The sequence below is a fragment of the Streptomyces sp. NPDC127097 genome (assembly GCF_042724075.1).
Classification (GTDB): Bacteria; Actinomycetota; Actinomycetes; order Streptomycetales; family Streptomycetaceae; genus Streptomyces.
The window spans coordinates 18,002-44,204 of record NZ_JBHXFI010000008.1 but is presented as its reverse complement, the minus strand read 5'-3'; the positions used below and the strand labels follow the sequence as shown (position 1 = coordinate 44,204).

General features: G+C 72.9%; 23 protein-coding genes. 11 read left to right on the top strand and 12 right to left on the bottom strand.

Annotation, left to right across the window (positions count from 1 at the left end; all coding sequences use genetic code 11):
* Nucleotides 1-93: 93 nt before the first annotated feature.
* Nucleotides 94-1,353, top strand: coding sequence for a serine hydroxymethyltransferase (gene glyA, locus ACFWJW_RS09385; RefSeq protein ID WP_042149005.1), 1,260 nt, complete (start codon nt 94-96; stop codon nt 1,351-1,353).
* A 465-nt stretch (nt 1,354-1,818) separates the two neighbouring features.
* On the top strand, nt 1,819-3,204 hold the full coding sequence (locus ACFWJW_RS09380) for an L-serine ammonia-lyase (protein WP_387237078.1): 1,386 nt from the start codon (nt 1,819-1,821) through the stop codon (nt 3,202-3,204).
* A 70-nt stretch (nt 3,205-3,274) separates the two neighbouring features.
* Here ACFWJW_RS09380 and ACFWJW_RS09375 read toward each other — a convergent pair whose 3' ends face one another.
* From ACFWJW_RS09375 to ACFWJW_RS09365, 3 genes are all read right to left on the bottom strand, one after another.
* Nucleotides 3,275-3,574 carry a hypothetical protein gene (locus ACFWJW_RS09375; RefSeq protein WP_387237075.1) on the bottom strand — a complete coding sequence of 100 codons (300 nt, stop codon included), beginning with the start codon at nt 3,572-3,574 and terminating at the stop codon, nt 3,275-3,277.
* Nucleotides 3,575-3,794: 220 nt separating this feature from the next.
* Nucleotides 3,795-4,520 (bottom strand): phosphatase PAP2 family protein, encoded by a 726-nt coding sequence (locus ACFWJW_RS09370; RefSeq protein ID WP_387237071.1) that lies wholly within the window; start codon nt 4,518-4,520, stop codon nt 3,795-3,797.
* On the bottom strand, nt 4,517-4,687 hold the full coding sequence (locus ACFWJW_RS09365) for a hypothetical protein (protein ID WP_387237069.1): 171 nt from the start codon (nt 4,685-4,687) through the stop codon (nt 4,517-4,519). The genes ACFWJW_RS09370 and ACFWJW_RS09365 overlap by 4 nt, the downstream gene beginning before the upstream one ends.
* Nucleotides 4,688-4,819: 132 nt before the next feature.
* On the opposite strand from ACFWJW_RS09365, the gene ACFWJW_RS09360 reads away from it, so the two are divergent.
* A complete protein-coding gene (locus ACFWJW_RS09360) occupies nt 4,820-5,236 on the top strand; it encodes a BlaI/MecI/CopY family transcriptional regulator (RefSeq protein ID WP_387237066.1) in 417 nt (138 codons plus the stop codon).
* 31 nt (nt 5,237-5,267) lie between these two features.
* Here the strand turns inward: ACFWJW_RS09360 and ACFWJW_RS09355 are convergent, their stop codons facing one another.
* Both ACFWJW_RS09355 and ACFWJW_RS09350 read right to left on the bottom strand, forming a co-directional pair.
* A complete protein-coding gene (locus ACFWJW_RS09355) occupies nt 5,268-6,857 on the bottom strand; it encodes an ATP-binding protein (protein WP_387237063.1) in 1,590 nt (529 codons plus the stop codon).
* Between the two features lies 1 nt (nt 6,858).
* Entirely contained in the window at nt 6,859-7,650 is a 792-nt protein-coding gene (locus tag ACFWJW_RS09350; RefSeq protein WP_387237060.1) for a response regulator transcription factor, read from the bottom strand.
* Between the two features lie 234 nt (nt 7,651-7,884).
* Between ACFWJW_RS09350 and ACFWJW_RS09345 the strand changes: the two genes are divergently transcribed.
* The 5 genes from ACFWJW_RS09345 (at nt 7,885) to dgt (ending at nt 12,911) form a co-directional block, all read left to right on the top strand.
* Nucleotides 7,885-9,105, top strand: a complete 1,221-nt coding sequence (locus ACFWJW_RS09345; protein WP_387237057.1) for a glycosyltransferase — start codon at nt 7,885-7,887, stop codon at nt 9,103-9,105.
* Nucleotides 9,106-9,436: 331 nt separating this feature from the next.
* Nucleotides 9,437-9,991: a GH25 family lysozyme gene (locus ACFWJW_RS09340; RefSeq protein WP_387237054.1), complete on the top strand. Its 555-nt coding sequence runs from the start codon at nt 9,437-9,439 to the stop codon at nt 9,989-9,991.
* Between the two features lie 131 nt (nt 9,992-10,122).
* Entirely contained in the window at nt 10,123-10,953 is an 831-nt protein-coding gene (gene nadE / locus ACFWJW_RS09335; RefSeq protein WP_387237051.1) for an ammonia-dependent NAD(+) synthetase, read from the top strand.
* A 215-nt stretch (nt 10,954-11,168) separates the two neighbouring features.
* Entirely contained in the window at nt 11,169-11,522 is a 354-nt protein-coding gene (locus ACFWJW_RS09330; RefSeq protein WP_387237049.1) for a hypothetical protein, read from the top strand.
* A 63-nt stretch (nt 11,523-11,585) separates the two neighbouring features.
* Nucleotides 11,586-12,911 (top strand): dGTP triphosphohydrolase, encoded by a 1,326-nt coding sequence (gene dgt, locus ACFWJW_RS09325; RefSeq protein WP_387237046.1) that lies wholly within the window; start codon nt 11,586-11,588, stop codon nt 12,909-12,911.
* A 191-nt stretch (nt 12,912-13,102) separates the two neighbouring features.
* Here dgt and ACFWJW_RS09320 read toward each other — a convergent pair whose 3' ends face one another.
* From ACFWJW_RS09320 to ACFWJW_RS09290, 7 genes are all read right to left on the bottom strand, one after another.
* Nucleotides 13,103-13,939 (bottom strand): cytochrome c biogenesis CcdA family protein, encoded by an 837-nt coding sequence (locus ACFWJW_RS09320; RefSeq protein ID WP_387237043.1) that lies wholly within the window; start codon nt 13,937-13,939, stop codon nt 13,103-13,105.
* The gene (locus tag ACFWJW_RS09315) at nt 13,936-14,718 is read right to left on the bottom strand and encodes a DsbA family protein (RefSeq protein ID WP_387237040.1); all 783 of its coding nucleotides are present in this window, start codon (nt 14,716-14,718) and stop codon (nt 13,936-13,938) included. The genes ACFWJW_RS09320 and ACFWJW_RS09315 overlap by 4 nt, the downstream gene beginning before the upstream one ends.
* Before the next feature lie 58 nt (nt 14,719-14,776).
* Nucleotides 14,777-15,271 (bottom strand): hypothetical protein, encoded by a 495-nt coding sequence (locus ACFWJW_RS09310; protein ID WP_387237037.1) that lies wholly within the window; start codon nt 15,269-15,271, stop codon nt 14,777-14,779.
* A gap of 126 nt (nt 15,272-15,397) precedes the next feature.
* Nucleotides 15,398-15,943 (bottom strand): ATP-binding protein, encoded by a 546-nt coding sequence (locus ACFWJW_RS09305; protein WP_387237034.1) that lies wholly within the window; start codon nt 15,941-15,943, stop codon nt 15,398-15,400.
* 264 nt (nt 15,944-16,207) lie between these two features.
* Nucleotides 16,208-16,975, bottom strand: a complete 768-nt coding sequence (locus ACFWJW_RS09300; RefSeq protein WP_387237031.1) for an enoyl-CoA hydratase/isomerase family protein — start codon at nt 16,973-16,975, stop codon at nt 16,208-16,210.
* Nucleotides 16,976-17,070: 95 nt separating this feature from the next.
* Nucleotides 17,071-18,309, bottom strand: coding sequence for an Ig-like domain-containing protein (locus tag ACFWJW_RS09295; RefSeq protein ID WP_387237028.1), 1,239 nt, complete (start codon nt 18,307-18,309; stop codon nt 17,071-17,073).
* 176 nt (nt 18,310-18,485) lie between these two features.
* Nucleotides 18,486-19,796 carry an Ig-like domain-containing protein gene (locus ACFWJW_RS09290; protein ID WP_387237025.1) on the bottom strand — a complete coding sequence of 437 codons (1,311 nt, stop codon included), beginning with the start codon at nt 19,794-19,796 and terminating at the stop codon, nt 18,486-18,488.
* 239 nt (nt 19,797-20,035) lie between these two features.
* On the opposite strand from ACFWJW_RS09290, the gene glgX reads away from it, so the two are divergent.
* From glgX to ACFWJW_RS09275, 3 genes are all read left to right on the top strand, one after another.
* On the top strand, nt 20,036-22,291 hold the full coding sequence (glgX, locus tag ACFWJW_RS09285) for a glycogen debranching protein GlgX (RefSeq protein WP_387237022.1): 2,256 nt from the start codon (nt 20,036-20,038) through the stop codon (nt 22,289-22,291).
* An 84-nt stretch (nt 22,292-22,375) separates the two neighbouring features.
* A complete protein-coding gene (locus tag ACFWJW_RS09280; protein ID WP_387237020.1) occupies nt 22,376-24,295 on the top strand; it encodes an ABC transporter ATP-binding protein in 1,920 nt (639 codons plus the stop codon).
* The gene (locus ACFWJW_RS09275) at nt 24,292-26,178 is read left to right on the top strand and encodes an ABC transporter ATP-binding protein (protein WP_387237018.1); all 1,887 of its coding nucleotides are present in this window, start codon (nt 24,292-24,294) and stop codon (nt 26,176-26,178) included. Before ACFWJW_RS09280 ends, ACFWJW_RS09275 begins: the two co-directional genes overlap by 4 nt.
* The last annotated feature ends 25 nt before the right edge of the window (nt 26,179-26,203 follow it).

Sequence of the window (26,203 nt, the reverse complement as noted above, 5' to 3'; positions counted from 1 at the left end):
GACGGGAGCCCCGACCGCCACCGCCCGCGCGGAAGCTCCCCCGGACGCCGTCCGGAGAGGCCGCCTCGCGCCCCTGACTCCCCAGGAACTCTCATGTCGCTTCTCAACAGCTCCCTCCACGAGCTCGACCCCGACGTCGCCGCCGCCGTCGACGCCGAGCTCCACCGCCAGCAGTCCACCCTCGAAATGATCGCGTCGGAGAACTTCGCCCCCGTCGCCGTCATGGAGGCCCAGGGCTCCGTCCTCACCAACAAGTACGCCGAGGGCTACCCCGGCCGCCGCTACTACGGCGGCTGTGAGCACGTCGACGTGGTCGAGCAGATCGCCATCGACCGCATCAAGGCGCTCTTCGGTGCCGAGGCCGCCAACGTGCAGCCGCACTCCGGCGCCCAGGCCAACGCCGCGGCCATGTTCGCGCTGATCAAGCCGGGCGACACCATCCTGGGTCTGAACCTCGCCCACGGCGGGCACCTGACCCACGGCATGAAGATCAACTTCAGCGGCAAGCTCTACAACGTGGTGCCCTACCACGTCGACGAGAAGACCAACCTGGTCGACATGGAGGAGGTCGAGCGCCTCGCCAAGGAGCACCGCCCCAAGCTGATCGTCGCCGGCTGGTCCGCCTACCCCCGCCAGCTCGACTTCGCCGCCTTCCGCCGGATCGCGGACGAGGTCGGCGCCTACCTCATGGTCGACATGGCGCACTTCGCCGGTCTGGTGGCGGCGGGCCTGCACCCCTCCCCCGTGCCGCACGCCCACGTGGTCACCACCACCACCCACAAGACCCTCGGCGGCCCCCGCGGCGGTGTGATCCTCTCCACCCAGGAGCTCGCCAAGAAGATCAACTCCGCGGTCTTCCCCGGCCAGCAGGGCGGTCCGCTGGAGCATGTCATCGCCGCCAAGGCCGTCTCCTTCAAGGTCGCCGCCTCCGACGACTTCAAGGAGCGCCAGCAGCGCACCCTGGACGGCGCCCGCATCCTGGCCGAGCGTCTGGTGCAGGACGACGTCAAGCAGCACGGCGTCTCGGTCCTGTCCGGCGGCACCGATGTCCACCTCGTCCTGGTCGACCTGCGCGACTCCGAGCTGGACGGCCAGCAGGCCGAGGACCGCCTCCACGAGGTCGGCATCACGGTCAACCGCAACGCCATCCCGAACGACCCCCGCCCGCCGATGGTCACCTCCGGCCTGCGCATCGGCACCCCGGCCCTGGCCACCCGTGGCTTCCAGGCCGAGGACTTCCGCGAGGTCGCCGACATCATCGCCGAGGCCCTCAAGCCCAGCTACGACGCCGACGCCCTCAAGGCCCGGGTCACCGCGCTCGCGGACAAGTTCCCGCTCTACCCGTCGCTGTGACGCGTCACCTCCGCTGAACCCCCGCCCGCCGCCATCCGGCGGGCGACGGGCCGCGGAGCGTGAGCCCGGGGCCGACCGTCCCGGGCTCACGGCCGCCGGCCCTCCTCCCCCCTTCCGCAGGTCCCGGCGGCTTACGGTGAGACCTGCGGCACACGATGCCGGCACGGCGGACGGCGACAGCCCCGCCGGCGGACCGGTCCACCGGGCCCCGGCCCCCACCCGGACCCGGAAGCCGGGCCCCCGCCCGCGCGGCCACCGGGCCCTCGACGGCCCGGCCCTCGCGCGGCCGGCTGCCGGCTCCGTATCCACCCCGACACCAACTGTTACCCCTGACGACGGGCACCCGAGGGTTTCCGTCCGACGGCGCTGCGCCGCGTCCGCGTTACGCTCGACAAACGGCGCAGAAACCCCCTCCTGCCCCATTGCTCCACCGTCCACCACGAGCAGACAAGGGAGTCCGCCCCCGTGGCCATCTCCGTCTTCGACCTCTTCTCCATCGGCATCGGCCCCTCCAGCTCCCACACCGTCGGCCCGATGCGCGCCGCCCGGATGTTCGCCGGACGCCTCAAGAAGGACGGCCTGCTCTCCCAGACGGTCCGCGTCCGCGCCGAGCTCTTCGGCTCACTCGGCGCCACCGGCCACGGCCACGGCACCCCCAAGGCCGTCCTCCTCGGCCTCGAAGGCCACTCCCCCCGCACCGTCGATGTCGAATCCGCCGACGACGAGGTCGAGCGCATCCGCAGCACCAAGCGGCTGCGGCTGCTGGGCGCCGAAATAGGCAGCGCCCACGAGATCGACTTCGACGAGTCGGCCGAGCTGATCCTGCACCGCCGCCGCGCGCTGCCCTACCACGCGAACGGCATGACGCTCTTCGCCTACGACGCCGCGGACGCCCCCCTGCTGGAGAAGACGTACTACTCGGTGGGCGGCGGCTTCGTCGTCGACGAGGACGCCGTCGCCGGCGAGAACCCGATCGTGCCGGACGACACCGTCCTGACCCACCCCTTCCGCACCGGCGACGAGCTGCTGCGGCTGGCCCAGGACACCGGCCTGTCGATCTCCGCCCTCATGCTGGAGAACGAGAAGGCATGGCGCACCGAGGACGAGATCCGCGCCGGGCTGCTGGAGATCTGGCAGGTCATGCAGGCGTGTGTGACCCGCGGGACGAGCCGTGAGGGCATCCTGCCCGGCGGTCTGAAGGTCCGCCGCCGCGCCGCGCACTCCGCCCGGCAGCTGCGCTCCGAGGGCGATGCCACCGCCCGCGCGATGGAGTGGACCACGCTCTACGCGATGGCCGTGAACGAGGAGAACGCGGCCGGCGGCCGGGTGGTGACCGCCCCCACCAACGGCGCGGCCGGCATCATCCCCGCCGTCCTGCACTACTACATCAACTTCGTGCCCGGCGCGGACGAGGACGGGGTCGTCCGCTTCCTGCTCGCGGCCGGCGCCATCGGCATGCTCTTCAAGGAGAACGCCTCCATCTCCGGCGCCGAGGTCGGCTGCCAGGGCGAGGTCGGCTCGGCCTGCTCCATGGCCGCCGGCGGCCTCGCCGAGGTCCTGGGCGGCTCCCCCGAGCAGGTCGAGAACGCCGCCGAGATCGGCATGGAGCACAACCTCGGCCTGACCTGCGACCCCGTCGGCGGCCTCGTCCAGATCCCGTGCATCGAGCGCAACGGCATGGCCGCCGTCAAGGCCGTCACCGCCGCCCGGATGGCGCTGCGCGGCGACGGCCGCCACCACGTGTCCCTCGACAAGGTCATCAAGACCATGAAGGACACCGGCGCCGACATGAGCGTCAAGTACAAGGAGACGGCGCGGGGCGGCCTGGCCGTCAACATCATCGAGTGCTGACAGGTACCGGGCCCGGGCGCGGTGGCCGACATCGCGCCCCGGCCCGGCACCAAGCCGGCATTCCCGGGGGCTATCTGCCGATCTCCCAGGCGAAGGGCGGGAGTTCGCGGGCCCGGGAGTAGACGTCCAGGGCCTGGGGTGCGGGGACGAAGGGGTGGACCCGGGCGCCTTCGAGGCCGGCCAGCAGGCGGGCGCAGTGGTGGACACAGCCGGCGGACTCCCGGCCGTGGCGGTCGACGATGGTGGCCGCGTCCCGTGGTCCCTCGCACGGTGTGGGGTCCTTGGCGGCGGCGGCCGGACAGCGCCCGTGGGACGCGGCGTGCGCGCCGGCGGTGCGCCACGGCGGCGGGGTGTCGAGTGGCTGGTTCATCGGTGCGTTCCCCCTGGTGGTGCGGTGGTACGTGCCGTGAGCGGCGCCGTGGCCGGATCGCTTCGCCGTCCCGGCGCCCAGGACAGTGCTGCTCGGCCCGGGACACGTCCATGCCGCCTTGGGGAAGACCTGGTCCGATCGTCAGCTATTCATGGGAATGGGTACCGCGGGGCGCGGCCGGGCGCCGGGCCGTGTGGGCGCGGGGCGTGGACCGGACCGGTCAGGCGCGGTCCGGCCGGCGGAGGGCGAACGGCTCCAGAAGCAGCGCGAGGGCGAGCAGCCCGGCCGCCAGGAACCAGCCGCCGAGGACATCGCCGGGCCAGTGGACGCCCAGGTGGACGCGGGTGAGGCCGACGCCGGCGGCCCAGAGGGCGAGCACCACGCACCAGGTGCGGGCCACGGCGGGGCGGGCCCGGCGGGCGATGCCCCAGGCCAGGATTCCGGCCGCCAGCGCCGAGGTGGTGGCGTGGCCGGAGGGGAACGCGTATCCGGAGGCGGGGCCGGTCCAGTCGACGACCGGCGGGCGGGGGCGGGCGAGCAGCTCCATCAGGCCGTAGCGGATCGCCTGGCCGGCGGCGAGGACCACGACGGCACAGCACACCGCGCGCAGCCGCCCGCGCACCCGCCGGCCGGCCAGCAGGCCGGCGAGCACCGCCATCAGATACGGGACCGGACCGCTGCCGGTGGCGGTCAGCGCCCCGGCCAGGGAGTGCGCCGGCTCCCCGCGGTGCGCGGCGGACCAGCGGACGGCGGCCTGTTCGGCGGCGAACGGAACGCCGTGCCGTACGGATACGGCCACGGCCGTGGCGGCGAAGAGCGCCGCACAGACCGCGGCGACGGTGAGGAGGACGGCGGTATCGCGGCGCGGGACCGGCGCCGGCCGTGGCTCCGGCGCTGCCGGTTCCGGTCCCGATTCCGGTCCCGATTCCCGTCCCGAGGCGGTCACCGTACGGCCGCCGGAGAGTGCAGGCGGGTGTCTTGGAGGCTGGTCCCGGCACACGGTGCGACGGCGGTGGCGAGCGCTCCGGGCTGCGCGGGCAGGGAGCCGACGGCGGCCGCGTCCACGGCCTGGGCGACCCTTCTCACCCGCGGAAAGGCGGCGGCTACGGCCATGTCGGCGGCCCCTTTGACCATGGGTTGCGGGCCTGCCGTGCGACCGGCCCGACCGACTACCGTCACAGAGACGGTCTACGGCACTGTAACGGTCTACGGCACTGTAGACGACGAACAGGTGGAGGGCGTGCCATGGCGGAGACATCACCGGTGCGGCGGCGCCCGTCCGGCGAGCTGGAGGCGAGCGTGCTCGCGGCGCTGTGGGCGGCCGAGGGCCCGCTGAGCCCCGCCGAGGTGCAGACCGCCCTGGGCGGGCGGCTCGCGCGCACCACCGTCACCACGATCCTCACCCGACTGCACGACAAGGGGGCGGTGTCCCGCTCCCGGGCGGGCCGGGGCTTCGTGTACTCGCCCATAGAGGACTCCGCGGGGCTCACCGCCCGGCGGATGCGCCATGAGCTCGACAAGCAGCACGACCGCGGCACCGCGCTCGCCCGCTTCGTCTCCCAACTGACCGGCGAGGACGAGGAGTTGCTGCGGAAGCTGCTCGGAGGGGCGGGGGACGGCGCGCGCCGGGGGCCGCAGCCCGGGGCCGGGGACGCTTCCTGATCCGGCCCCCCTCAAGGGGTGACGCCGGTTCCTAGGAGCCCGGCCCCCCGGTCTCCGCATGGGCGCCGCCGCCGGAACCCGTGCTGCTCCCCGGCCCCGCCCCCGTCCCCGTGCCGGTGCCGACCGTGAAGCCCAGGGTGGCGCCCCCTCCGGGGCGGTGGGTGGCGAAGGCATGGCCGCCGTGGGCGGTGGCGATCTCGCGGACGATGGCGAGGCCGAGGCCGGAGCCGGGCAGACCCCGGGCGGCCGCGGCGCGGTAGAAGCGGTCGAAGACCCGGGTGAGGTCGGCGTCCTCGATCCCGGGACCGCGGTCCAGGACCTCGATCCGGGCGCCCGTGACCACGACCTCGATCGGCGCCGTGCCGCCCGCGTCGAACTTGGCGGCGTTCTCCAGCAGGTTGGTGAGCGCACGGTGCAGCGCGGCGGGCCGGCCCTCGACCACCGCCGGGCGCACGGTGCGTACGGTGATCTCGCGGCCGGTGCGGCGGCGGGCCGAGGCGGCCGCCTTCTCCGCGACCTCGGCCAGCCCCACCTCGGCGAGCGGGTCGTCGTCCCGCTGTCCGGCGGCCAGATCCACCAGCTCATTGACCAGATCGCTGAGTTCCCGGGCCTCGCCCGCAAGATCGGCCAGCAGCTCCTCGCGGGCGTCCGGCGGCAGTTCCTCGAACCGCTTCAGCAGCGAGATGTTCGTACGGAGCGAGGTCAGCGGGGTGCGCAGCTCGTGGCCGGCGTCCTGGACGAGGCGCTGCTGGTCCTGGACGGCGCTGGCCAGCCGGCCGAGCATGTCGTCGAAGGCCCGGCCGAGCCGGGCGACCTCGTCGCGCCCGGCCACCGGCACCGGGACGTCCAGCCGCCCGTGCTCCGCCACGCTCTCGGCGACCGCGGTCAGCCGTACCAGCCGGCCGGTGATCCGCCGCGCCAGCCACCAGCCGCCCGCACCGGCCAGCGCGATGACCACGGCGGCCAGCAGGGCGGTGCGCTGCTGGAGCGCGGAGAGCAGATCCTCGGTCTCGCTGAACTTCTGGGCGACCTGGACCGCCCCGCGGCCGCCGCCGAGCGCGACGGTCGCGACGTGGTACTCCTCGTCGCCGATGTCCGCCTCCCGCTCCGCGTGCAGGCCCGCCCGGTCGTCGTCGGCGATCCGGCGCTCCGCGGCACCGGCCGGGAGCACCGGGCGCCCCCGCTCCACGATCTGGCCGCCGGCCCCCAGGATCTGCACCTCGGTACGGCTGGGCCGGGTGAGGTCGTCGCGCGGCCCGTCGTGGTCGGGGTCGGCGGTCGCGTAGTCGGCGGGCCAGAACGGCTTCTCCTGGACCTGGGTCCGCAGGTCCCGTACGACCTGTGAGAACACCGACTTCTCATCGACCCGTACCAGCCGGGCCGCCGCGTCGTAGCTGAGGAAGCCGACGAGGACGGTCACCGCCGCGGCGCCGGCCGCGAACGCCACCGCGAAGGCGGTGCGCAGACTGGCCGGCCTGCGGGTGCGCACCCAGGCCGCCGACCCGCCGCGCCGCCAGGAACGCAGCCGGGCGCACAGCCGGACCCACAGCCGGCGGCGGCCGGCGCGCGGACCGCTTCCGCCGCGGGTGCCGCTCCCGGCGCGGTCACGGGGCCCGGACATCTCAGTCCTCCCGCAGCACGTAACCGACGCCACGCACCGTGTGGATCAGCGGGCGGCTGCCCGGGACGTCGACCTTGCGCCGCAGATAGCCCACGTACACCGCGAGGTTCTTCGAGCCCGGCCCGAAGTCGTAGCCCCAGATCCGGTCGTAGATCGTCGAATGGTCCAGCACGATCCCGGCGTTACGGGCCAGCAGCTCCAGCAGCTCGAACTCGGTCCGGGTCAGCTCCAGCTCCCGCTCGCCGCGCCAGGCACGGCGCGAGGGCCCGTCGATCCGCAGATCCGCGGCCTCGACGACACCGCTGTCCGCCACCCTGGCCTCGTACGCCCCGCCCGCCTCCGCGCCCCCACCCGCCTCGCCGGGCTCCTCGGCAGCGTCCGGACCGGTCCCCGGCCCCGCGCCGTCGTCCGCCCCGGCCGCCCCGGCCGTCGTCCGCCGCAGCAGCGCCCGCAGCCGGGCGAAGACCTCCTCGACCTCGAACGGCTTGACCACGTAGTCGTCCGCCCCGGCGTCCAGGCCGGCGATCCGGTCCGCGGTCTCGACCCGGGCGGTCAGCATCAGGATCGGGGTGCGGTCCTGCTCGGCCCGTAGCACCTGGCACACCTGGAGCCCGTCTATCCCCGGCATCATCACGTCCAGCAGGATCACATCCGGCCGCTCGCGGTGCGCGGCGGCCAGCGCCTGGATGCCGTCGGCGACGGCCGTGACCTGGTAGCCCTCCAGGGTCAGCGCACGCTCCAGCGCGGTCCGGATGGGGCGGTCGTCCTCGGCGAGCAGTACGGAATGGGTCACCCGGCAAGTCTGCCAAGGGCCCGGCGGTGCGCGGACCGGCGGCCGGTGGGGCGGCGGCTTTCTTACCCGGCTCTCACCCCTGGTTCTTACCGGGCTCTCACCCGGGCCACGCCATCGGCTTACCCCGTGGCGACACGGTGGCCCCGTGCCGGACGGGCCGGTCGCGGCGACCGGCCGCGCAGGTACCGGCCGGTCGGAATGACTCGGCACACCTCGGGGAAGACACCACACCGCATGAAGATCACCCTCCTGCTGCACAACGCCTATGCCATCGGCGGCACGGTCCGCACCACCCTCAACCTCGCCGCCGCGCTCGCCGACCGGCACGACGTCGAGATCGTCTCGATGCTGCGGCACCGCGAGGTCCCGCGGTTCACCGTGGACCCCCGGGTGCGGCTGATCCCGCTGGTGGACACCCGGGTCGGCAGCGAGGACATGGCCGACCCGCTCTTCGGTGAGCCCGCGCGGGACTTCCCGCTCGCCGAGAAGCGGCACCACCAGTACAGCCGGCTGGTCGACGTCCGCGCCGCGGAGCTGCTGCGGACCACCGACGCGGACGTGCTGATCGGCACCCGGCCCGGCATCAATGTCTACCTGGCCCGGTTCGGTCCCCGCCGGGCGCTGCGGATCGCCCAGGAGCACCTCCGGCACGACGCGCACAGCAAGCGGCTGCGCGCCGAACTCGCCCGCCACTACCGGACGCTGGACGCCGTGGTCACCACCACAGAGGCGGACGCCGCCGTCTACCGGGCACGGATGCCGCTGCCCGGCGTACGGGTGCTGGCGGTGCCCAACATCGTGCCCGCGCCGGCCGGTCCGCCGTCCGAGGGCACCTCGAAGGTGATCGCGGCGGCCGGCCGGCTGGTCCGCGGCAAGCGCTTCGACCTGCTGATAGAGGCGTTCGCCGGGGTCGCCGCCAAGCACCCCGACTGGCGGCTGCGGATACACGGCGGCGGCGCCGAGCGGGCCCGGCTCCAGGGGCTGATCGACGGGCTCGGGCTGGGCGGGCAGGCCGAGCTGACCGGGCCGCGCTCACCGATCGAGGCGGAGTTCGCCAAGGCGTCGATCGTCGCCTCGGCCTCGGACGCCGAGTCGTTCGGCATGACCCTCGTCGAGGCGATGCGCTGCGGGGTGCCGGTCGTCAGCACCGACTGCCCGCTGGGCCCGGCCGAGATCATTCACGACGGTACGGACGGGCTGCTGGTGCCGCGCGGCGACGGCCCGGCGCTGACCGACGCCCTGCTGGAGCTCATCGAGGCCCCGCAGCGCCGCCGCGAGATGGCCGCGGCCGCGCGGGAGAGCTCGCACCGCTACGACCCGGAGCCGATCGCCGAGCGGTATCAACTCCTCTTCGGGGAACTGCGGTCCACGCGCGGACGGCGGGCCCGGCAGCGCGCCATGGCTCGGATCCGCGCCCGCGCACGACGGCTGCTGCGACGCGCCCTGCGGCACTGAGGCGACCGCCCCGGATGGCGGGGCCGGTCCGGCCGGCGGGACCGTTCCCGCCTCAACTTGACCGCGTCACAAGGAACTTCCCGTCCCTTCTCTGGCGTCCCCGGTAGCGAACATGCTGAACTGCTGGAAACGAACGGAATCGCACGGAACGCGGAATCACTGGATCACTTGATCACGGGATTGCTGGATCGCTGGATCGCTGGATCACAGCACGGGATCACCACCGGATCACCGAATTGCCGATCACCGGACGCCCGGAACACGGCAACGCAGTTGGCGCTTCGAGCAGTTGACGCTTCGAATCCGCAGGTCCGAGGGCAGGAGGCCGCTCATGCTGCATGGTGTCGATGTCAGCTCCTACAACACCTCGTATTCCACCGAGGGGCTGGACTTCGTTTTCGTCAAGGCCACAGAAGGCCGCTCCTACATCAACCCGCACCAATCGGCGCAGGCGTCAAAGGCCCGTAAAGCGGGCTGCGTGGTCGGTTTCTACCACTTTCTGTGGCCGGGCAATATCGCCGCCCAGGCGAAATACTTCGTCGAGAAGTGCGCCTCGGTCCAGGGCGACATTCTGGCCTGCGACTGGGAGCGCACCGGCGAGGGGACCTATGCGAGCAATGCGCAGAAGGACCAGTTCCTGCGCGAGGTGAAAAGGCTGCGCCCCACGCACCGGGTGATGCTCTACTGCAACCGCGACTTCTGGCTCCACCACGACACCACGTCCTACGCGGCCGACGGCCTGTGGATCGCCGACTACGTCACCGCCGGGCACCCGCGGATCAAGGCGAAGTGGCGCATCCATCAGTACACCGACCACCCACTGGACAAGGACGTCGCGGACTTCTCCTCCAAGGCCGCCCTCAAGAAGTGGGCGCACCCGGCATAAGGTTTCCTACCGGCACGCTGATTCGCGTCGCCGGGCACCGCACGCGAGCGGGCGGAAAACGCTGCGTACGGGGCACAGGAACAGCGCGTCACGACCACCGCGCGACGCAGCACGAGACAAGAGGAGCATCCGTGACCGACCCGGCGTCCAAGGCCCTGCAACAGGAGATCGCCCGGGATCTCCAGGTGACCGCGTCCTTCGACGCCGAGCAGGAAATCGAGCGCCGGGTGACCTTCCTCACAGAGCGGCTGACCTCCACGGGCCTGCGCTCGCTCGTCCTGGGCATCAGCGGCGGCGTCGACTCCACGACCACGGGCCGGCTCTGCCAGCTGGCCGTGGAGCGGGCCCGCGCCGCCGGGCACGACGCGACCTTCTACGCGATGCGGCTGCCGTACGGCGTCCAGGCGGACGAGAAGGACGCCCAGCGGGCGCTGGAGTTCATCCGCGCCGACCGTGAGCTGACCGTCGACATCGGCCCGGCCAGCGACGCGGCGCTCCAGGCCGCGCTGGACGGCGGGCTCACCTTCCGCGACGCCCACCACCAGGACTTCGTCCAGGGCAACATCAAGGCCCGGCAGCGCATGATCGCGCAGTACGCGGTCGCCGGTGCGCACGACGGCCTGGTCGTCGGCACCGACCACGCGGCCGAGGCGGTCTCCGGCTTCTTCACCAAGTTCGGCGACGGCGCGGCCGATGTCGTACCGCTCACCGGACTCACCAAGCGCCGGGTACGCGCCGTCTCGGCGGCACTGGGCGCCCCGAAGGAACTCGTCCACAAGGTGCCCACGGCCGACCTGGAGACGCTCGACCCGGGCAAGCCGGACGAGGACGCGCTCGGCGTGAGCTACGACCAGATCGACGACTTCCTGGAGGGCAAGCCGGTCGACGCCGCAGCCGCCCAGGCGATCGTCCGCCGCTACCACCTCACGGAGCACAAGCGGGCACTGCCGATCGCGCCTTGAGGGGATGCGTGCCGGCGGGCTGGGGCGGGGCCGGGCGGACGGGCTCGCAGCGCCGCCCCGCCCCGCCCCCGCACCGTCATGTCATGGCCCGGCTAGGGGACCGTCATCATCCCGGTGCTAAATCGTGGGTGTGAGCGGGCATGCATCCGGCCATGGGAAGCCGCGAAGTGCGATCGGAAGATCAACTGTCAGTGGGTCCGCCTACGCTCCGGGACATGGGTTACGCAAACCTGCGCGAACTCCAGACCGCGCTGACCACCGCCTCCGACCTTGCCTCGGCCATGCAGTCCGCACCCACCCGGCGTGACGCGGACCGGCTCGTCGACGTCCTCCGCCAAGCACTGACCGCCGCCAGCTCGCTGGGCTCGGCGACCGGCCCGACCGGCTGCGCCCTGCATCCGCACGGTGCGGTCGACCCGTTGTACGGCGACCCGGAAGATCCCCTTCCGCCGGGCTACGGAAAGTGCCTGCTCTGCAACGACCGCCGCCGCCGGGCGGACGCCCACCCTCCGCACACCCGCCCGTATGCCCGACCGCATCCGCGCTGGCGGAGACGCCTCAGTGCCTAGAGCCGGTGGCTGCCGGGGGCCCGGGAGGGGCCCCGGTGAACGGGGCAGGACTACCATCCGCGCATGCGACCTGCCACATACAGCGATGAGGATCTAGAGCAGCACTCTCTCCAGCGACGGGTGCCCGACGACGGGCAGCGGTCCGGGTTCGAGCATGACGTCGACCGGATCCTGTACTCGACGCAGTGGCGGGCGCTGGCCGGCAAGAGCCAGGTGGTGGCGAGCGCCGAGCTGGGCGCGTACCACACCCGGCTGACGCACTCGATGAAGGTGGCGCAGCTCGGCCGGCGGATGGCGGAGCGGCTGGAGCGGCAGTACGGCGGGCCGAATCCGGCGCTCGTCGAGGCGGCGTGCATGGCGCATGACATCGGCCATCCGCCCTTCGGGCACGCGGGTGAGCTGGCGCTGCGCGCCACGATGGACGAACTGCACTTCGCGGACGGTGTGCTCGACAGCTTCGAGGGCAATGCACAGACCCTGCGGGTGCTGACCTTCCTCGCCGCCCACAAATACCCGGGCCACCGCGGGCTGCATCTGACCCGCGCCTGTCTGGACGCCGCCACGAAGTACCCGTGGGAGCGGGCGCCCGTCGACCAGGATCCGGCGCGGCATGTGAAGTGGGGCGTGTACGTCGCCGACCGGGAGGCGTTCTCCTGGGTGCGGTACGGCCGTACGGACACCGCCGTACCGGTCGAGGAACAGGTCATGGACTGGGCGGACGATGTCACCTACGCCTGCCATGACGTCGAGGACTTCTACCGCACGGGCCTGATCCCGCTGGCCGCGCTGTTCCCGCCGGACGGCGCCGCGGGCAGCGACACCGAGCGGGAGACCCGCCGCTTCCTGGACTATGTGCAGGCCAAGCGGGCGCGGGCCGGCGAGGCGTTCGACCGGGCGGCCGCGCTGGTGATGATGGAGGACATCGGCAAGCGGCTGGCGGTGCCCGCCCCGTACAGCGGCAGCCATGAGGACGCGGTGGCGGTCAATCGCCGCACCGCGGATCTGATCTCGTACTTCACCCGCGGCATCGAGCTGGAGGTGGGCGGCGCGGCGGCGATCCGCTACGGGGCGCAGCTGGTGATCCCGGCGGACCGGCGTGCCGCCTGTGATCTGCTCAAGGAGCTGGTGTGGTGCTATGTCATCGACCGGCCGGCGCTGGCCACCCAGCAGCACGGCAAGCGGCGGGTGGTGAGCGAGCTGCTGCGCTGGAGCCATGACGCCCCCGAGCTGCTGCCGCCGGACCGCGCCGAGGAGCTGGCGCTGCACGGCGACCGGCTGCGGGCCGCCGCGGACCATGTCGCCTCGCTGACCGAGGATCAGGCGCTGGCCCTCCACCGGCGGCTGTCCGGCACGGGCCTGGGCTCGGTCAACGACAACGTGTGGCTGTGAGGCCGGGAGCCGGCACCGCGGGCCGGTGAACCGGCCGGGGCCCGGGAACGACGGGGCGGTGAACCGCCGGGGGGCCGGGAACGACGAGGCGGGAGGACGGGGCTGGGGCGCGCGCTGCCCCGCCTCCCGCCCGTCGGGCCACGTCGGCCCGTCCCCCAACGGCCGGTCCCCCAACGCCCCGTCCCGCCCCCCTACTCGCCCCCCTCCCGCTTCTTCTCCGGCCGTAGCGCGAGCCGGCCGAGCACCCCGGCGACGACCAGCGCGGCGATCGCGATCAGTACGGCGTCCGGGACGCCGTTGCCGATCCGTGTGGCCCACTCCTCGGCCCGGAATTCGCTGTCCGCGTCGAGGATGCCGGGCAGCGCGCTGGTCCCGTTGAAGCGCAGGAACAGCACGCCGATACCGATGAAGAACACCCCGGACAGCAGCGAGGTGGTGTGCAACCGCAGCCTGCCGAGGGTGAATTCACGGCCCCGCAGCCAGCCCCGGGTGCCGAGCTTGCAGCGGTCCCACAGCAGCGCCAGTACGAACAGCGGCAGCGCCATGCCCAGCGCGTAGACGGCGAGCATCGAGGCGCCGTACACCGGTGAGCCGCTGACCGCCGTCACCGTCAGCACCGCGCCGAGGATCGGCCCCGCGCAGAACCCGGCCAGGCCGTAGACACAGCCGAGCAGGAAGGTCGAGACGGCCGACCGCGGGGTGATCCGCGCGGCGGCGGCCTGGGCGCGCCGGGAGGCGAAGCCCAGGCCGAGGATCTGGGCGAGGCCCATCGCGATGACGACCCAGCCGCCGACGGCGATCAGCAGATCGCGGTGGCCGTTGAACAGCCGGCTGGCCGCCGTACTGGCCGCGCCGAGCGGCACCAGTGTGGTGGCCAGTCCCAGATAGAACACGCCGGTACGGGCGACCAGCCGGCCGGGCGTGGACAGGGAGTACGCGAAGAACGCCGGCAGCAGCAGTGCGCTGCACGGGCTGAGCAGCGCGAGCGCGCCGCCCAGGAACGCCGCGAGATAGCCGATGTCGGTCATTCGCCGGCTCCCTTGTCCGCCGTGCCGTGCTTCGCCCGTGCCGCCGCCTCCTCGATGGCCTGTGCGAAGACCTCCTGGGGCTGGGCCCCGGCCACCGGACGGCCGTTGACCAGGAAGGACGGGGTGGACTGCACCCCGAGCTGGTAGCCCTCGTCCTGATCCTTCTTCAGCGCCCGCTCGGCGTCCGCGCTGTTCATGTCGGTACGGAACTTGTCGAGGTCGTCCACGCCGCTCTTACGGGCCATCTCGACGAGCTTGTCCTCGGCGAGTGCCGCGCCCTTGCGGGTCTTGGCGTACAGCTCGTCGTGCAGCTGCCAGAACTTTCCCTGCTGCCCGGCGGCCCAGGAGGCGCGGGCGGCCCGCTCGGAGTGCGCGCCGAAGACGGTGAAGTTGCGGAATTCGATGCGCAGGGTGCCCTTGTCGACGAACTTCTTGATCAGGCCGGGCTGGGTCTCCCGGGTGAACCGGCCGCAGAACGAGCACTGGTAGTCGGCGTATTCGACGAGGACCACCGGGGCGTCCTTCTTGCCGATGGCCAGCGGGTCGCCGTCCGCGCGCCGGCTGGTCCGCTTGGCGAGGTCGTCGAACATCTTCTGCTGGGCGGGGTCCACCTGGGGGTCGGTGGAGGCGGCGGCCTCGGGCGCATCGGTGCGGCCGGTGTCGCGGTCGCCCTCGACGGACGAGCCGACGGCGACGGCGAGGGCGATCAGGGCGACGACGAGGGCGATGACCGCGCCGACGGCGGCCAGTTTGCGGGTGGGAGAGGCGGAAACGGGCATGCGGAAGCTCCAGACGTACGGAGGGGGAATTCAAGGCCGGGTGCGTCGGGGCAGCGGCCTATATCCGCAGTACGGGGAGGAGCGCGGTGTGGTCGATGACGGACGCGCTGTCCGTCGGTGGCCGGGCGAGCGCGCACTGCGCGGGCAGATCCACGGCGAGCGGCCCCGGGCCGACGGTGGCGGGGGCGAGGGGCTCACCGCGGTGCGGTGCGGGCAGCGGGACGGTCTCGTCGGGCCCCGGCGCATGCCGGTCCGAGCACCTCTTGGGCGCCTTGGCGACGGCGAGCGGGGCGGCGGGGTCGAGCCGCGGGCCGTGCTGCGCGGTGGCCGGAGGGGCGGTGGCCTGGCGCGCGGTGGCGGTCCGGTCCGCCGGGCCCGTGGTGTCCGGGGCGGCCACGGGCGTCGCGTCACCCGTCCGCCGGTCCGCCGCGGCCGTCGCCGCCCGGCCCGCCAGCCATGCCTGGTCGCCGCCGATCCGGCACAGCAGCGGCCCGAAGGTGACGGCGAGGAGGAGCAGCAGCGTCAGCGCGGCCGACCGGCGCACGGAATGCATGTCCCTCCCTCTCCGTACCTCGCACGAGCATGAACAACCCATCCTACGGATCGTCCCCGCGCGAGCGGAGCACCGCCGGAGCCCGTCGCCTGTCGCGGGCCGACCGGCCGGGCCGGGGCCCGGTGTTCAGCGGTCGGCGATCCGCATCTCGAACCAGGTGGTCTTGCCGCGGGGCAGCAGATCCACGCCCCAGCGTTCGGAGAGCGTGTCGACGAGGAAGAGACCGCGGCCGCTGAGGTCCATCTCCTGCACCGGCATGAGACACGGCAGTCCGCGGGACGGGTCGCGCACCTCGATGCGGATCCAGCCACGGCGGCGCAGCATCCGCAGCCCGAAGGTGCGGGCGCCGGTGTGCCGTACGGCGTTGCCGACGAGCTCGGAGACGAGCAGCACGGCATGCTCGGCGAGCTGGGGCGTCAGGGACCACTGCTTGAGGAGGACGGCGGCGGTGAGCCGGCGGGCGATACCGGCGGACTGGGGGCGGGAGGGGAGCCGGACCTCACCGAGGGTCGGATCGCCGGCCGGTTCGGCTGCCGCGGACACCGGTCTGCGGGGAGCCGGGGTCCGGTCCCGGTCCCGGTCCGCGCCGGGGGTGCCCCGCCCTGCGGCGGCCGGTTCGCTCCGCGGCCGCGGCTGCTCCATTCCTTCGAGGCCCGCCATGCCCCCCATCATGGCCGTTACTTGACGGTCACGAAGGTGGAACCGACGGAATCCGCTGTCCGGAATCGCCGGTTCCATCCCCGCGCCGAGACATATGCCAAAGGCAGTTAAGGTTCCGGGTCGCACCTGCTGACCTGCGACGACGCTCGGCATCCACAGGGCGGACGGAAAGCCTCAACAAGGCTGGCTTAAGGCGTAATTAAGTGATGCATCATTCCCCCACAAGGGGCATCACGTCCCGGCCAAACCTCAGATGTCCCGTCAACACCAGTTGTTTCAGCGGAACTTGGCCTTGCCCGGACCTTCCTCGACGAAGCTGCGCATGCCGGTCTCCCGGTCCTCGGTCGCGAACAGCCCCGCGAACCAGTTGCGTTCAATGGTGAGGCCGGTGTCGATGTCGGCCTCCAGACCACCGTCGACCGATTCCTTCGCGGCCCGCAGCGCCAGCGCGGGACCGGCCGCCAGCCGCGCGGCCCAGGCGTGCGCCTGCTCGTAGACCTCGGCGGCCGGCACCACCCGGTCGACCAGACCGAGGGCGAGCGCCTCGTCGGCCTTCACCTGACGGCCGGTGAAGATCAGGTCCTTGGCCTTGGACGGGCCCACCAGCCGCGCCAGCCGCTGGGTGCCGCCGGCGCCCGGGATGAGCCCCAGCAGGATCTCCGGCTGACCGAGCTTGGCGTTGTCGGCCGCGATCCGGAAGTCGGCACAGAGCGCCAGCTCGCAGCCGCCACCCAGCGCATAGCCGGTGATCGCGGCGACCACCGGCTTGGGGATCCGGGCCACGGCGGTGAACGAGTCCTGGAGCGCCTTGGACCGCACGACCATCGCCGCGTGATCCATGACCTGCATTTCCTTGATGTCCGCGCCGGCCGCGAACACCTTCTCCCCGCCCCAGATGACGACCGCGCGGACGTCATCGCGGCGGGTGGCCTCCTCGGCCAGCTCGCGCAGCCGGTCCTGGGTGGCGATGTCCAGTGCGTTCATCGGCGGACGGTCCAGGCGGATGGTGCCGACGCCGTCGGCGACCTCGAGATTCACAGTCATGCCGGAAGGTTAGTACGCGTTAACGACGCCGGGCCCGGTGCACTCGGTCACAGTGCAGCGGGCCCGGTCGCCTTCCGGCCGTCCTACGGGGCGGCCTACTGCTCGGCCTTCCACTTCTCCCAGGACATGTTCCAGTCGCTGAAGCCGTTGTCGGGCTGGATCGTTTCGTCATGCGAGTTCTTGACGACGACCACATCGCCGATGACGGAGTTGCGGAAGAACCACGCCGCCGGGGTGGAGCCGTCACCGCCGCCGCGCTGGTCGAACAGGCCCACACAGCCGTGGCTGGCGTTGCGGGTGCCGAACGCCGCGCGGCCCGACCAGTAGTTGCCGTGGATGAAGGTGCCGGACGTGCTCAGCCGCATCGCATGCGGCACGTCCTTGATGTCGTACTCCCCGCCGAAGCCGACGGTGTCCCCGTTCATCCGCGTCACGAGGTGCTTCTCGCTGATCACCATCTTGCCGTTGTACGTCTCGGTGCCCGGCGCGCCCGAGGTGATCGGGATGGTCTTGACCGTCTTCCCGTCGCGGACCACGGTCATCTGCTTCGACTTGGCGTCGACCGTGCTGACCTGGCTGCGGCCGACGGTGAACGAGACCTCCTTGGCCTGGGTGCCGTAGACACCGGGCCGGCCCTCGACGCCGTTGAGGTCGAGCTTGAGGGTGACCTTGGTGCCGGGAGCCCAGTACTTCTCGGGGCGGAAGTCGAGCCGGTCGTTGCCGAACCAGTGGCCCTCGACCGGGACCGACGGCTTGGCGCTGACCTTGATGGCGTCCTCGACGGCCTTGGGGTCGGTGATGCCGCGGGTGAAGCGGATCGAGACCGGCATCCCGACGCCGACCCGCTGGCCGTTCTCGGGGCTGTACTGGCCGATGAAGGTGTTCTTGGGGACGAGGGTGGTGAAGCCGGAGTGCTCGGCGGCCTCCCGGCCCTGGCCGTCCACCGCTATCGCGTCGACGGTGTACTTCGTCGAGGCGCCCAGGTGGCCGCTCGGCTTCCACATGGCGCCGTCGCCCGATATCTTCCCGTCGACCTCATTGCCCTTGCCGTCCTTGACCTTGACGGACTTGAGCCGGCCTTTCTGGGCGGTCACCTTCAGCGCGCCGCTCGTGGCGACCTCGTCCGCGCCGTCCTTGGGCGCTATCGTCACGGCGGCCTGCGAGGCGTCCTTGTCCCCGCCCGCCTTGCCGGCCTTCTTGCCGTCACCGTCATCGCCACCACAGCCCGCCACCAGCAGCAGCACGGCGGCGAGCAGCACGGCGAGCGGGCCCCCGCTCCGGTGCGGCCACCGACGCCGGCGAGCCGGCACCCCCGAATTCGGCTGGACGTTCACGACTGGCCCCTTTTCCCCTCGCACGGCCCGCGGTCCCCCGCCCGCGGATGCGGACAGCCGCGCGCTTGCCGTTAGATAACCACACCGCGGTGACAGTGAACTCCCCGTGAATGTCACTGTTTAGTCCCAAGTGCGGGGGTGGTGCGGGGCACTTGCCGCGGACGGCCGCGCGCGGGTCAGCGCAGCGCGGTCCCGGCCCGCCACAACCCCCACGGCATGTTCCAGCCACCGAGGCCGTTGTCCGGGGCGACCGTGCGCTCCGGGGAGTTGTGCACCACCACGGTGTCGCCGACGATCGAGTGGCCGAAGAACCAGCCGGCCGGGGTGTTCGGGCCGCCGCCCTTGATGTCCTTCAGCCCGACGCAGCCATGGCTGGTGTTGACGCCGCCGAAGACCTCGGGCGGCGCCCAGTAGTTGCCGTGCAGGAAGGTCCCCGACCTGGTGAGGCGCATGGCGTGCGGCACGTCCGGGATGTCGTACTCGCCGCCGAAGCCGACGGTGTCGCCGTCCATCCGCGTCATCGAATGGCGCTCCAGGATCACCATCCGCCCGTTGTACGTGGGGCTCTCGTCGTCGCCCGCGGTGACCGGCAGCACCGCCACGACCCGGCCGTTCTGCCGCACGGTCATGGTGTGCCGGGCGGCATCGATGGTGCTGACCTGATCCCGGCCCACCCGGTAGCGGACGGTGCGGCGCTGGGTCCCGTAGGCGCCCGGGGCGGCCTTCACCCCGCGCAGCCGCAGCTGCACGGTGATCTCGGTGCCCGGCCGCCAGCGGTCGCGGGGCCGGAAGTCCAGCCGCCGGCGGCCGAACCAGTGGGCGGCGATCTCGACGCCGGGCCGGGCGCTGACCCGGACGGCGCGTTCGACGGCCGCGCGGTCGGCGATCGGCCGGCTGAAGACCATCGAGAAGATCAGGCCGGTGCCCACGGTGGCATCGCGCTGGGGCGAGAAGTGGCCGACGACGTGGCGGGCGGGGGCGGCCGTGGTGAAGCTGGTGTGGCGGGCGAAGCGGCGGCCGGCGCCGTCCAGCGCGACCGCGTCGACGGTGTACTTCGCGCCGAGCCGGAGGCGCCCGGGGGCGGGCCGCCAGGTCAGGCCGTCCGGTGAGATCCGCCCGGCGACGGGCCGCCGGGCGGCGTCACCGGTCCGGCTGACCGCCACCCGCTCCAGCCGCCCCGCCGGCACCCGGACCTCGAACCGCCCGTCGGCCCGTACACCGCGCGCGCCGTTGTGCGGGACGACCGTGATCGTCCCCTCCGGGGAGGGCGGTTTGCCGCCGGTGAAGACCTCCGGGTCCCCACAGCCGGCCAGTGCCGCCGCCCCGGTGAGCCCGGCCAGGACGACGAGGGCGAGACGGGTACGGCGGGCCGCCCGCACCGCCGTGCCACGGGCCGCGCGGCGCCCCGACCGGTCCGGCAGCCGCACCCGGGCGCCGCCGCGGCGCTTCGCTCGGTCCCCTGCTCGGTCCTGCTGATGGGCGGTCATATACCGCATTGTGCTGGATGATGCCTGAGTAAGGACGTATGCCGCGTAACGGGATGTCATCGGCGGAACGGTGCGGCGCGCGGAGCCTCCCACGGGAAGCGTGCGGCAACGCCCGGTTGCGGGAAGAACAACGGGGAGGGCGGACACCCGCACGGCCGGACTCCCCAGCGCACGCTGGTGGGCACCGCCATGCCGGGACCCACCGCCCGACCGAGCCATGAGCCGCAGGAGGCGGGCACGTGTCGAGCGCACCCGAGCAGGAGGCAGTGGCGGACGAACCACTCGCCCCACCCGCGGACATCCGTCCCGGCAGCCCCACTCCCCTGGGGGCCCGTTACCGCACCGCCCCCGATGGCATCGCCGGCACCAACTTCGCCCTGTGGGCGGGCGGCGCCGAGGCGGTCGAGCTGTGTCTCTTCGACGACGCGGAGCGCGAGACGCGCCATGCGCTGACCGAGCTCACCCATGAGATCTGGCACGGCTTCCTGCCCGGTGTCCGCCCCGGGCAGCGCTACGGCTACCGGGTGCACGGCCGCTGGGACCCCTGGTCCGGCGCCCGCTGGAATCCGGCGAAGCTGCTGCTCGACCCGTACGCCAGAGCCGTGGACGGCGACTTCGGCACCCGTACGGAGGGGGCCGGCACGGGGGCCGCGCTGCCCGCCCCGCTGTACGGGCACGTCCGCGACTGGCCGCAGCAGCAGGTCGCCGACACCGTGCGCGACGACCGGGACTCGGCGCCGTACGTCCCCAAGGGCGTCGTGGTCGGCGACGACACCGGGGGCGAGGGCGGTGCCGACGAATGGCGGGACGACCGCCGGCCCAAGACGCCCTGGCCGGATTCGGTGCTCTACGAGCTGCATGTACGGGGTTTCACGATGCGTCACCCCGGTATCCCGGAGCGGCTGCGCGGCACCTACGCCGGGCTGGCGCACCCCGCGGCGCTGGAGCACCTCGTCCGGCTCGGGGTCACCGCCGTCGAACTGCTGCCGGTGCACCAGTTCGCGCACGAGGACCACCTGGTGCGCCGGGGGCTGCGCAACTACTGGGGCTACAACTCCATCGGCTACTTCGCGCCACACGCCGGATACGCCGCCACCGGTACCCGGGGGCAGCAGGTCGGCGAGTTCAAGCGGATGGTGCGGGCGCTGCACGACGCCGGTATCGAGGTGATCCTCGACGTCGTCTACAACCACACCGCGGAGGCCGGTGAACTGGGGCCGACGCTGTCCCTCCGGGGCATCGACAACCGCGGCTACTACCGTCTGGCGGACGACGCCCGCCGCTATGCCGACTACACCGGCTGCGGCAACACCCTGCACGTCGTCCAGCCCCAGGTACTACGGCTGATCACCGATTCGCTGCGCTACTGGGTCACCGAAATGGGCGTGGACGGCTTCCGCTTCGACCTGGCGGCCGCGCTGGCCCGCTCCATGCACGACGTCGACATGCTCTCCCCGTTCCTCGCGGTGATCGCCCAGGACCCGGTGCTGCGCCGGGTCAAGCTGATCGCCGAGCCCTGGGACGTGGGCAACGGCGGCTACCAGGTCGGCGCCTTCCCGCCGTTGTGGACGGAGTGGAACGACCGCTACCGGGACACCGTCCGGGACTTCTGGCGCGGCGCCCAGCACGATGTCCGCGATCTGGGGTACCGGCTCTCCGGATCGAGCGACCTCTACGCCTGGGGCGGCCGCCGCCCGTACGCCTCGGTCAACTTCATCACCGCACACGACGGCTTCACCCTGCGCGACCTGGTCAGCTACGAGCACAAGCGCAACGCGGACAACGGCGAGGGCAACCGCGACGGCACCCATGACAACCGGTCCTGGAACTGCGGCGCCGAGGGCGAGACCGACGACCGGGCCGTCCGCGCGCTGCGCCACCGCCAGCTGCGCAACCTGCTGACCACCCTGCTGCTGTCGACGGGCGTACCGATGCTGGTCGCCGGTGACGAGATGGGCCGCACCCAGCACGGCAACAACAACGCCTACTGCCAGGACAACGCGACCAGTTGGCTCGACTGGTCGCTCCTGGAGGACCCGGAGTGGCGCCCGCTGGCCGGGCTCGTCGCCCGGCTCATCGCCCTGCGGCGGGCCCATCCCGTCCTGCGCCGCCGGGCGTTCTTCTCCGGCCGGCCGCATCAGCAGGGCGGTCTGCGCGACCTCGCCTGGTTCACCGCGGACGGGACGGAGATGACCGAACAGGACTGGTACACCCCGGGGGCCACGCTCGGCATGTACCTCTCCGGGAACGACATCTCGCAGCGCGACGCCCGCGGCCTCCGGATCGTCGACGACAGCTTCCTCGCCGTGCTCCACGCCGGCGACCGGCCGCGCCCGTTCACCCTCCCCGGGCCGCCCTGGGCCGGCGGCTACGAACTCCTCGTCGACACCGCGCGGGAGGAGCAGCCGGGGGCCGCGGAGGCGCCCTACGCGGCAGGCGCGCCGATCACGCTCGGCGGGCGGTCGGTGCTGTTGTTCCGGGCGGTGCCGGACTGAGGCATACGGCGCGGCGGAGCCGGGCGGATCGTCGGCCGAAATCCAGGTGAGCGTTGTCAGTGCCGCGCCTTACGCTCGCGAGTGATGGCTGATACCGCGCAGACGACGAACCGGACCGACCCGACCGACTTACCCCGGCGCTCCGCCGTGCGCTCGCTGGTGCGGCTGTGGCCGTTCGCCCGGCCCGTGCGGGCGCGGCTGTTCACGGCCGCCTTCGTGGCGGTGCTCGCCTCCTGCGTCAGCCTGGTCATTCCGCTGGTGCTCAAGTGGCTGGTGGACGGGCCCGTGGCGGAGCGCGATCCCGGCGGGGCGTGGCTCGGCGGCGGGTATCTGCTGCTGCTCGGGCTCGCGGAGGCGCTGCTGTTCGGGCTGCGGCGCTGGCTGGTGGCGCGTCCGCTGGCCGGGGTGGAGGCGGCGATGCGCGAGGCGCTCTACCGCCATCTCCAGCGCCTTCCGGTCGCCTTCCACGACCGCTGGCCCTCGGGCCAGTTGTTGTCGCGCGGCACGACCGATCTCCAGACGCTGCGGTTGTTCCTCGCCTTCCCGCTGACCTTTCTGCTGGTCAACGGCGTCACCATCCTGGTGGGCGCGGTGCTTCTGCTGGCCCAGCGGTGGTCGCTGGGGCTGGTGCTGCTGGCGCCGGTGCTGCCGCTGATGGTGCTGTGCTCCGTCTTCGAGGCGAAGTACGGGCACGCGGCGCGCCGGACCCAGGACCAGCTCGGCGACCTGACGACGGTGGTCGAGGAGTCGGTGCTCGGCATCCGCATCATCAAGGGTTTCGGGCGCCATCGCAGCCAGGCCGAGGACTTCCGGAAACTGACCCGCGCGCTCCGTACGTCCGAGCTCCGCAAGGCGCGGTTGCTGGCGTGGATCTGGGGGTGCAACACCACCCTGCCGGAGCTCGCGCTCGGCGGCGCGCTGGTGCTCGGCACCCTCCAGGTGGCCGACGGCGCGCTGTCCGCGGGCACCCTGGTCGCCTTCCTGTCCACCGCCCTGGCGCTGCGCTGGCCGGTGGAGTCGATCGGCTTCCTGCTGGCCATGAGCAACGAGGCGGCGGCGGCCACCGACCGGTACTTCGAGGTGCTGGACGTGCCGGCCGTGGACGAGGCGGCGGGGGGCGTGGCGGGCCGCGACGCGGGGGCACGGGATGCGGCGGCCCGGGACGCACGGGCCTCGGACGCACCAGCGGCGGACGCTCGGGCGGCGGACGCACCGATACGGAACACGCCGATACGGCACACCCCGGAGCCACCCGCCCCCGGCGGCCTGGTCTTCTCCGGCGTGCAGTTCCGCTACCCGGACGCGCCGGCCGACTCCCCGCCACTGCTCAAGGACATCACCCTGCACATCCGGCCCGGCGAGACGATGGCGCTGGTCGGGGCGACCGGCAGCGGCAAGACCACGCTCACGGCGCTGGTGCCGCGGCTGTACGACCCCACCGCGGGCCGGATCAGCCTCGACGGGCGCGATCTGGCGGCCCTCGGCCGGGACGAGGTCCGTGCGCTGGTCGCAATGGCCTTCGAGGAGCCGACGCTCTTCTCGGCGACCGCCGCGGAGAACGTCCTGATGGGCGGCGAGGGCGCCCAGGAGAGCGACCTCCGGCGGGCGTTGGAGGTGGCGCAGGCCGCCGGCTTCGTCGACGCCCTTCCCGAGGGCGCGGCCACCCAGGTCGGCGAGCAGGGCCTGAGCCTGTCCGGCGGGCAGCGGCAACGGCTCGCCCTGGCCCGTGCCGTGGTCGGCCGGCCGCGCTTCCTGATCCTCGACGATCCGCTGTCCGCCCTCGATGTGCACACCGAGGCGCTGGTGGAGGCGGCCCTGCGGCAGGTCCTGGCGACCACCACGGCCCTCGTCGTCGCCCACCGGCCTTCCACGGTCCTGCTCGCCGACCGGGTGGCCCTGCTGTCCGACGGCCGGATCACCGCCGTCGGCACCCACCACGCACTGCTCCGGGACCACCCCGAGTACGCCACGCTGATGTCCGGCGACGGAGAGGGCGCCCGATGACCACCACCACGACCGGCCGCCCGTCCGACAACCCCGAGGACCGCCCCGGCCCCCGGCCCGCCCCGGAGCCCCCGGAGTCCGCGGGCCTCGCCCCCGACGCGCTCGCCCAGGACGCGCTGCCCGCCCCCAAGGGGGCCGCGCGCACCCTCCTCGCCTCCCTGCTGGCCCCGCACCGGCGCCGCGTCGGGCTGGTGGCCGTCCTGCTGCTGCTCCAGCAGGCCGCCGTGCAGGCCGGTCCGCTGCTGGTCGCCTACGCGCTCGACCGGGTGGTGCCGGCGCTGCGGGCCGGCGACCACGGACCGCTGTTCGCCGTGGCGGTGGCGGCGGTGCTGTGCGCGACGGTGTCCGGCGGGCTCCAGTTCGGCTTCATCGAGCTCAGCGCGCGGGTCAGCCAGGATGTGCTGCTCGATCTGCGCGGCCGGATCTTCCGGCACGGCCAGGCGCTGAGCCTGGACTTCCACGAGCGCTATACGTCCGGCCGGCTGATCTCCCGCGCCACCACCGATGTGGAGGCACTGCGCGAACTCCTCGACGAGGGGCTGCAAGAGCTGATCACGGTCTTCCTCTCGTCGGTCTACATCACCGTGATGCTGCTCTGGCTGGACGGGGGCCTGGGTGCCGCCGCCCTCGCCTCCGCCGGGCCGCTCGCCCTCCTCGTCCGCTCCTTCCGGCACCGTTCGCACCGGTCCTACGGCGCGAAGTCCACGGCGATGGCGGCCGTCATCGTGAAGTTCACCGAGACCCTCAACGGCATCCGGCCGGTGCAGGCGTTCCGCCGCGAGCGCCCGAACGACGCCGCCTTCGCCCGGCTGAACCACCGGCACGCACGGCTCAACGGCGACACGCTCCTGGAGATGGCGCGCTATGTCGTCGCCTCCCGGGTGGTGGCCAATATCGCGGTCGCCGCGATCGTCCTGTGGGGCGCCTACCGCGTGGCCACGGGCGGCCTGGCGCTCGGCGTCCTCGCCGCCGCGGTGCTCTATCTGCGCCGGCTGTACGACCCCATCGACCGGCTGGGGATGTTCCTCAACTCCTATGAGTCCGCGGCCGCTTCGCTCCACAAGATCGCCGGACTGCTCGCCCGGCGCCCCGGCGTCCCGGAACCGGCCGCCTCGGCCACGCTGCCGCCTGTCGTGGCCGGCCGGCCGGGCCGCGAGGTCACCTTCCACGGGGTCCGCTTCGCCTACCGCACCGGCGGCGAGGTGCTGCCCCGCTTCGATCTGACCCTCGCGGCCGGGTCGACCGTGGCCGTGGTGGGTGCCACCGGCGCGGGCAAGTCGACCCTCGCCAAGCTGCTGGCCCGCTTCTACGACCCCACCGAGGGCCAGGTGCTGCTCGACGGCGTCGATCTGCGTGAGCTGTCCACGGCCGCGCTGCGCCGGGGCGTCGTCATGGTCACCCAGGAAGCGTTCCTGTTCTCCGGCACGGTGGCCGACAACATCGCCCTCGGCCGCCCGGACGCCACCCGCGAGGAGATCGAACGCGCCGCGAAGGCCCTGGGCGCCCATGACTTCATCACCGCCCTGCCGGACGGCTACGACACCGATGTCCGCAAGCGCGGCGGCCGCATCTCCGCAGGCCAGCGCCAACTGGTGGGCTTCGCCCGGGCGTTGCTCGCCGACCCGGCCGTGCTCATCCTCGACGAGGCCACCAGCTCCCTGGACATACCCGGCGAACGCGCCGTGCAGCGCGCGATGGACACTGTCCTGGAGGGCCGTACGGCCCTGGTGATCGCCCACCGCCTCTCGACCGTCGACATCGCCGACCGGGTCCTGGTCATGGCCGACGGCCGGATCATCGAGGACGGCCCGCCGGACGAACACATCGCCGCACGGGGCCGGTTCGCGCAGCTGCACCAGGCGTGGCGGGACAGCGTGGGGTAGGGCGGCAACGACGCGAGGGGGCGCC

What these genes read in the sequence shown, in the direction of transcription:
- glyA (WP_042149005.1), top strand. Translation starts at nt 94, where the DNA reads ATGTCGCTTCTCAACAGCTCCCTCCACGAGCTCGACCCCGACGTCGCC.
- ACFWJW_RS09375 (WP_387237075.1), bottom strand. Translation starts at nt 3,574, where the DNA reads ATGAACCAGCCACTCGACACCCCGCCGCCGTGGCGCACCGCCGGCGCG.
- ACFWJW_RS09365 (WP_387237069.1), bottom strand. Translation starts at nt 4,687, where the DNA reads ATGGCCGTAGCCGCCGCCTTTCCGCGGGTGAGAAGGGTCGCCCAGGCC.
- ACFWJW_RS09360 (WP_387237066.1), top strand. Translation starts at nt 4,820, where the DNA reads ATGGCGGAGACATCACCGGTGCGGCGGCGCCCGTCCGGCGAGCTGGAG.
- ACFWJW_RS09355 (WP_387237063.1), bottom strand. Translation starts at nt 6,857, where the DNA reads ATGTCCGGGCCCCGTGACCGCGCCGGGAGCGGCACCCGCGGCGGAAGC.
- ACFWJW_RS09345 (WP_387237057.1), top strand. Translation starts at nt 7,885, where the DNA reads ATGAAGATCACCCTCCTGCTGCACAACGCCTATGCCATCGGCGGCACG.
- ACFWJW_RS09340 (WP_387237054.1), top strand. Translation starts at nt 9,437, where the DNA reads ATGCTGCATGGTGTCGATGTCAGCTCCTACAACACCTCGTATTCCACC.
- ACFWJW_RS09330 (WP_387237049.1), top strand. Translation starts at nt 11,169, where the DNA reads ATGGGTTACGCAAACCTGCGCGAACTCCAGACCGCGCTGACCACCGCC.
- dgt (WP_387237046.1), top strand. Translation starts at nt 11,586, where the DNA reads ATGCGACCTGCCACATACAGCGATGAGGATCTAGAGCAGCACTCTCTC.
- ACFWJW_RS09320 (WP_387237043.1), bottom strand. Translation starts at nt 13,939, where the DNA reads ATGACCGACATCGGCTATCTCGCGGCGTTCCTGGGCGGCGCGCTCGCG.
- ACFWJW_RS09315 (WP_387237040.1), bottom strand. Translation starts at nt 14,718, where the DNA reads ATGCCCGTTTCCGCCTCTCCCACCCGCAAACTGGCCGCCGTCGGCGCG.
- ACFWJW_RS09310 (WP_387237037.1), bottom strand. Translation starts at nt 15,271, where the DNA reads ATGCATTCCGTGCGCCGGTCGGCCGCGCTGACGCTGCTGCTCCTCCTC.
- ACFWJW_RS09305 (WP_387237034.1), bottom strand. Translation starts at nt 15,943, where the DNA reads ATGATGGGGGGCATGGCGGGCCTCGAAGGAATGGAGCAGCCGCGGCCG.
- ACFWJW_RS09300 (WP_387237031.1), bottom strand. Translation starts at nt 16,975, where the DNA reads ATGACTGTGAATCTCGAGGTCGCCGACGGCGTCGGCACCATCCGCCTG.
- ACFWJW_RS09290 (WP_387237025.1), bottom strand. Translation starts at nt 19,796, where the DNA reads ATGACCGCCCATCAGCAGGACCGAGCAGGGGACCGAGCGAAGCGCCGC.
- ACFWJW_RS09280 (WP_387237020.1), top strand. Translation starts at nt 22,376, where the DNA reads ATGGCTGATACCGCGCAGACGACGAACCGGACCGACCCGACCGACTTA.
- ACFWJW_RS09275 (WP_387237018.1), top strand. Translation starts at nt 24,292, where the DNA reads ATGACCACCACCACGACCGGCCGCCCGTCCGACAACCCCGAGGACCGC.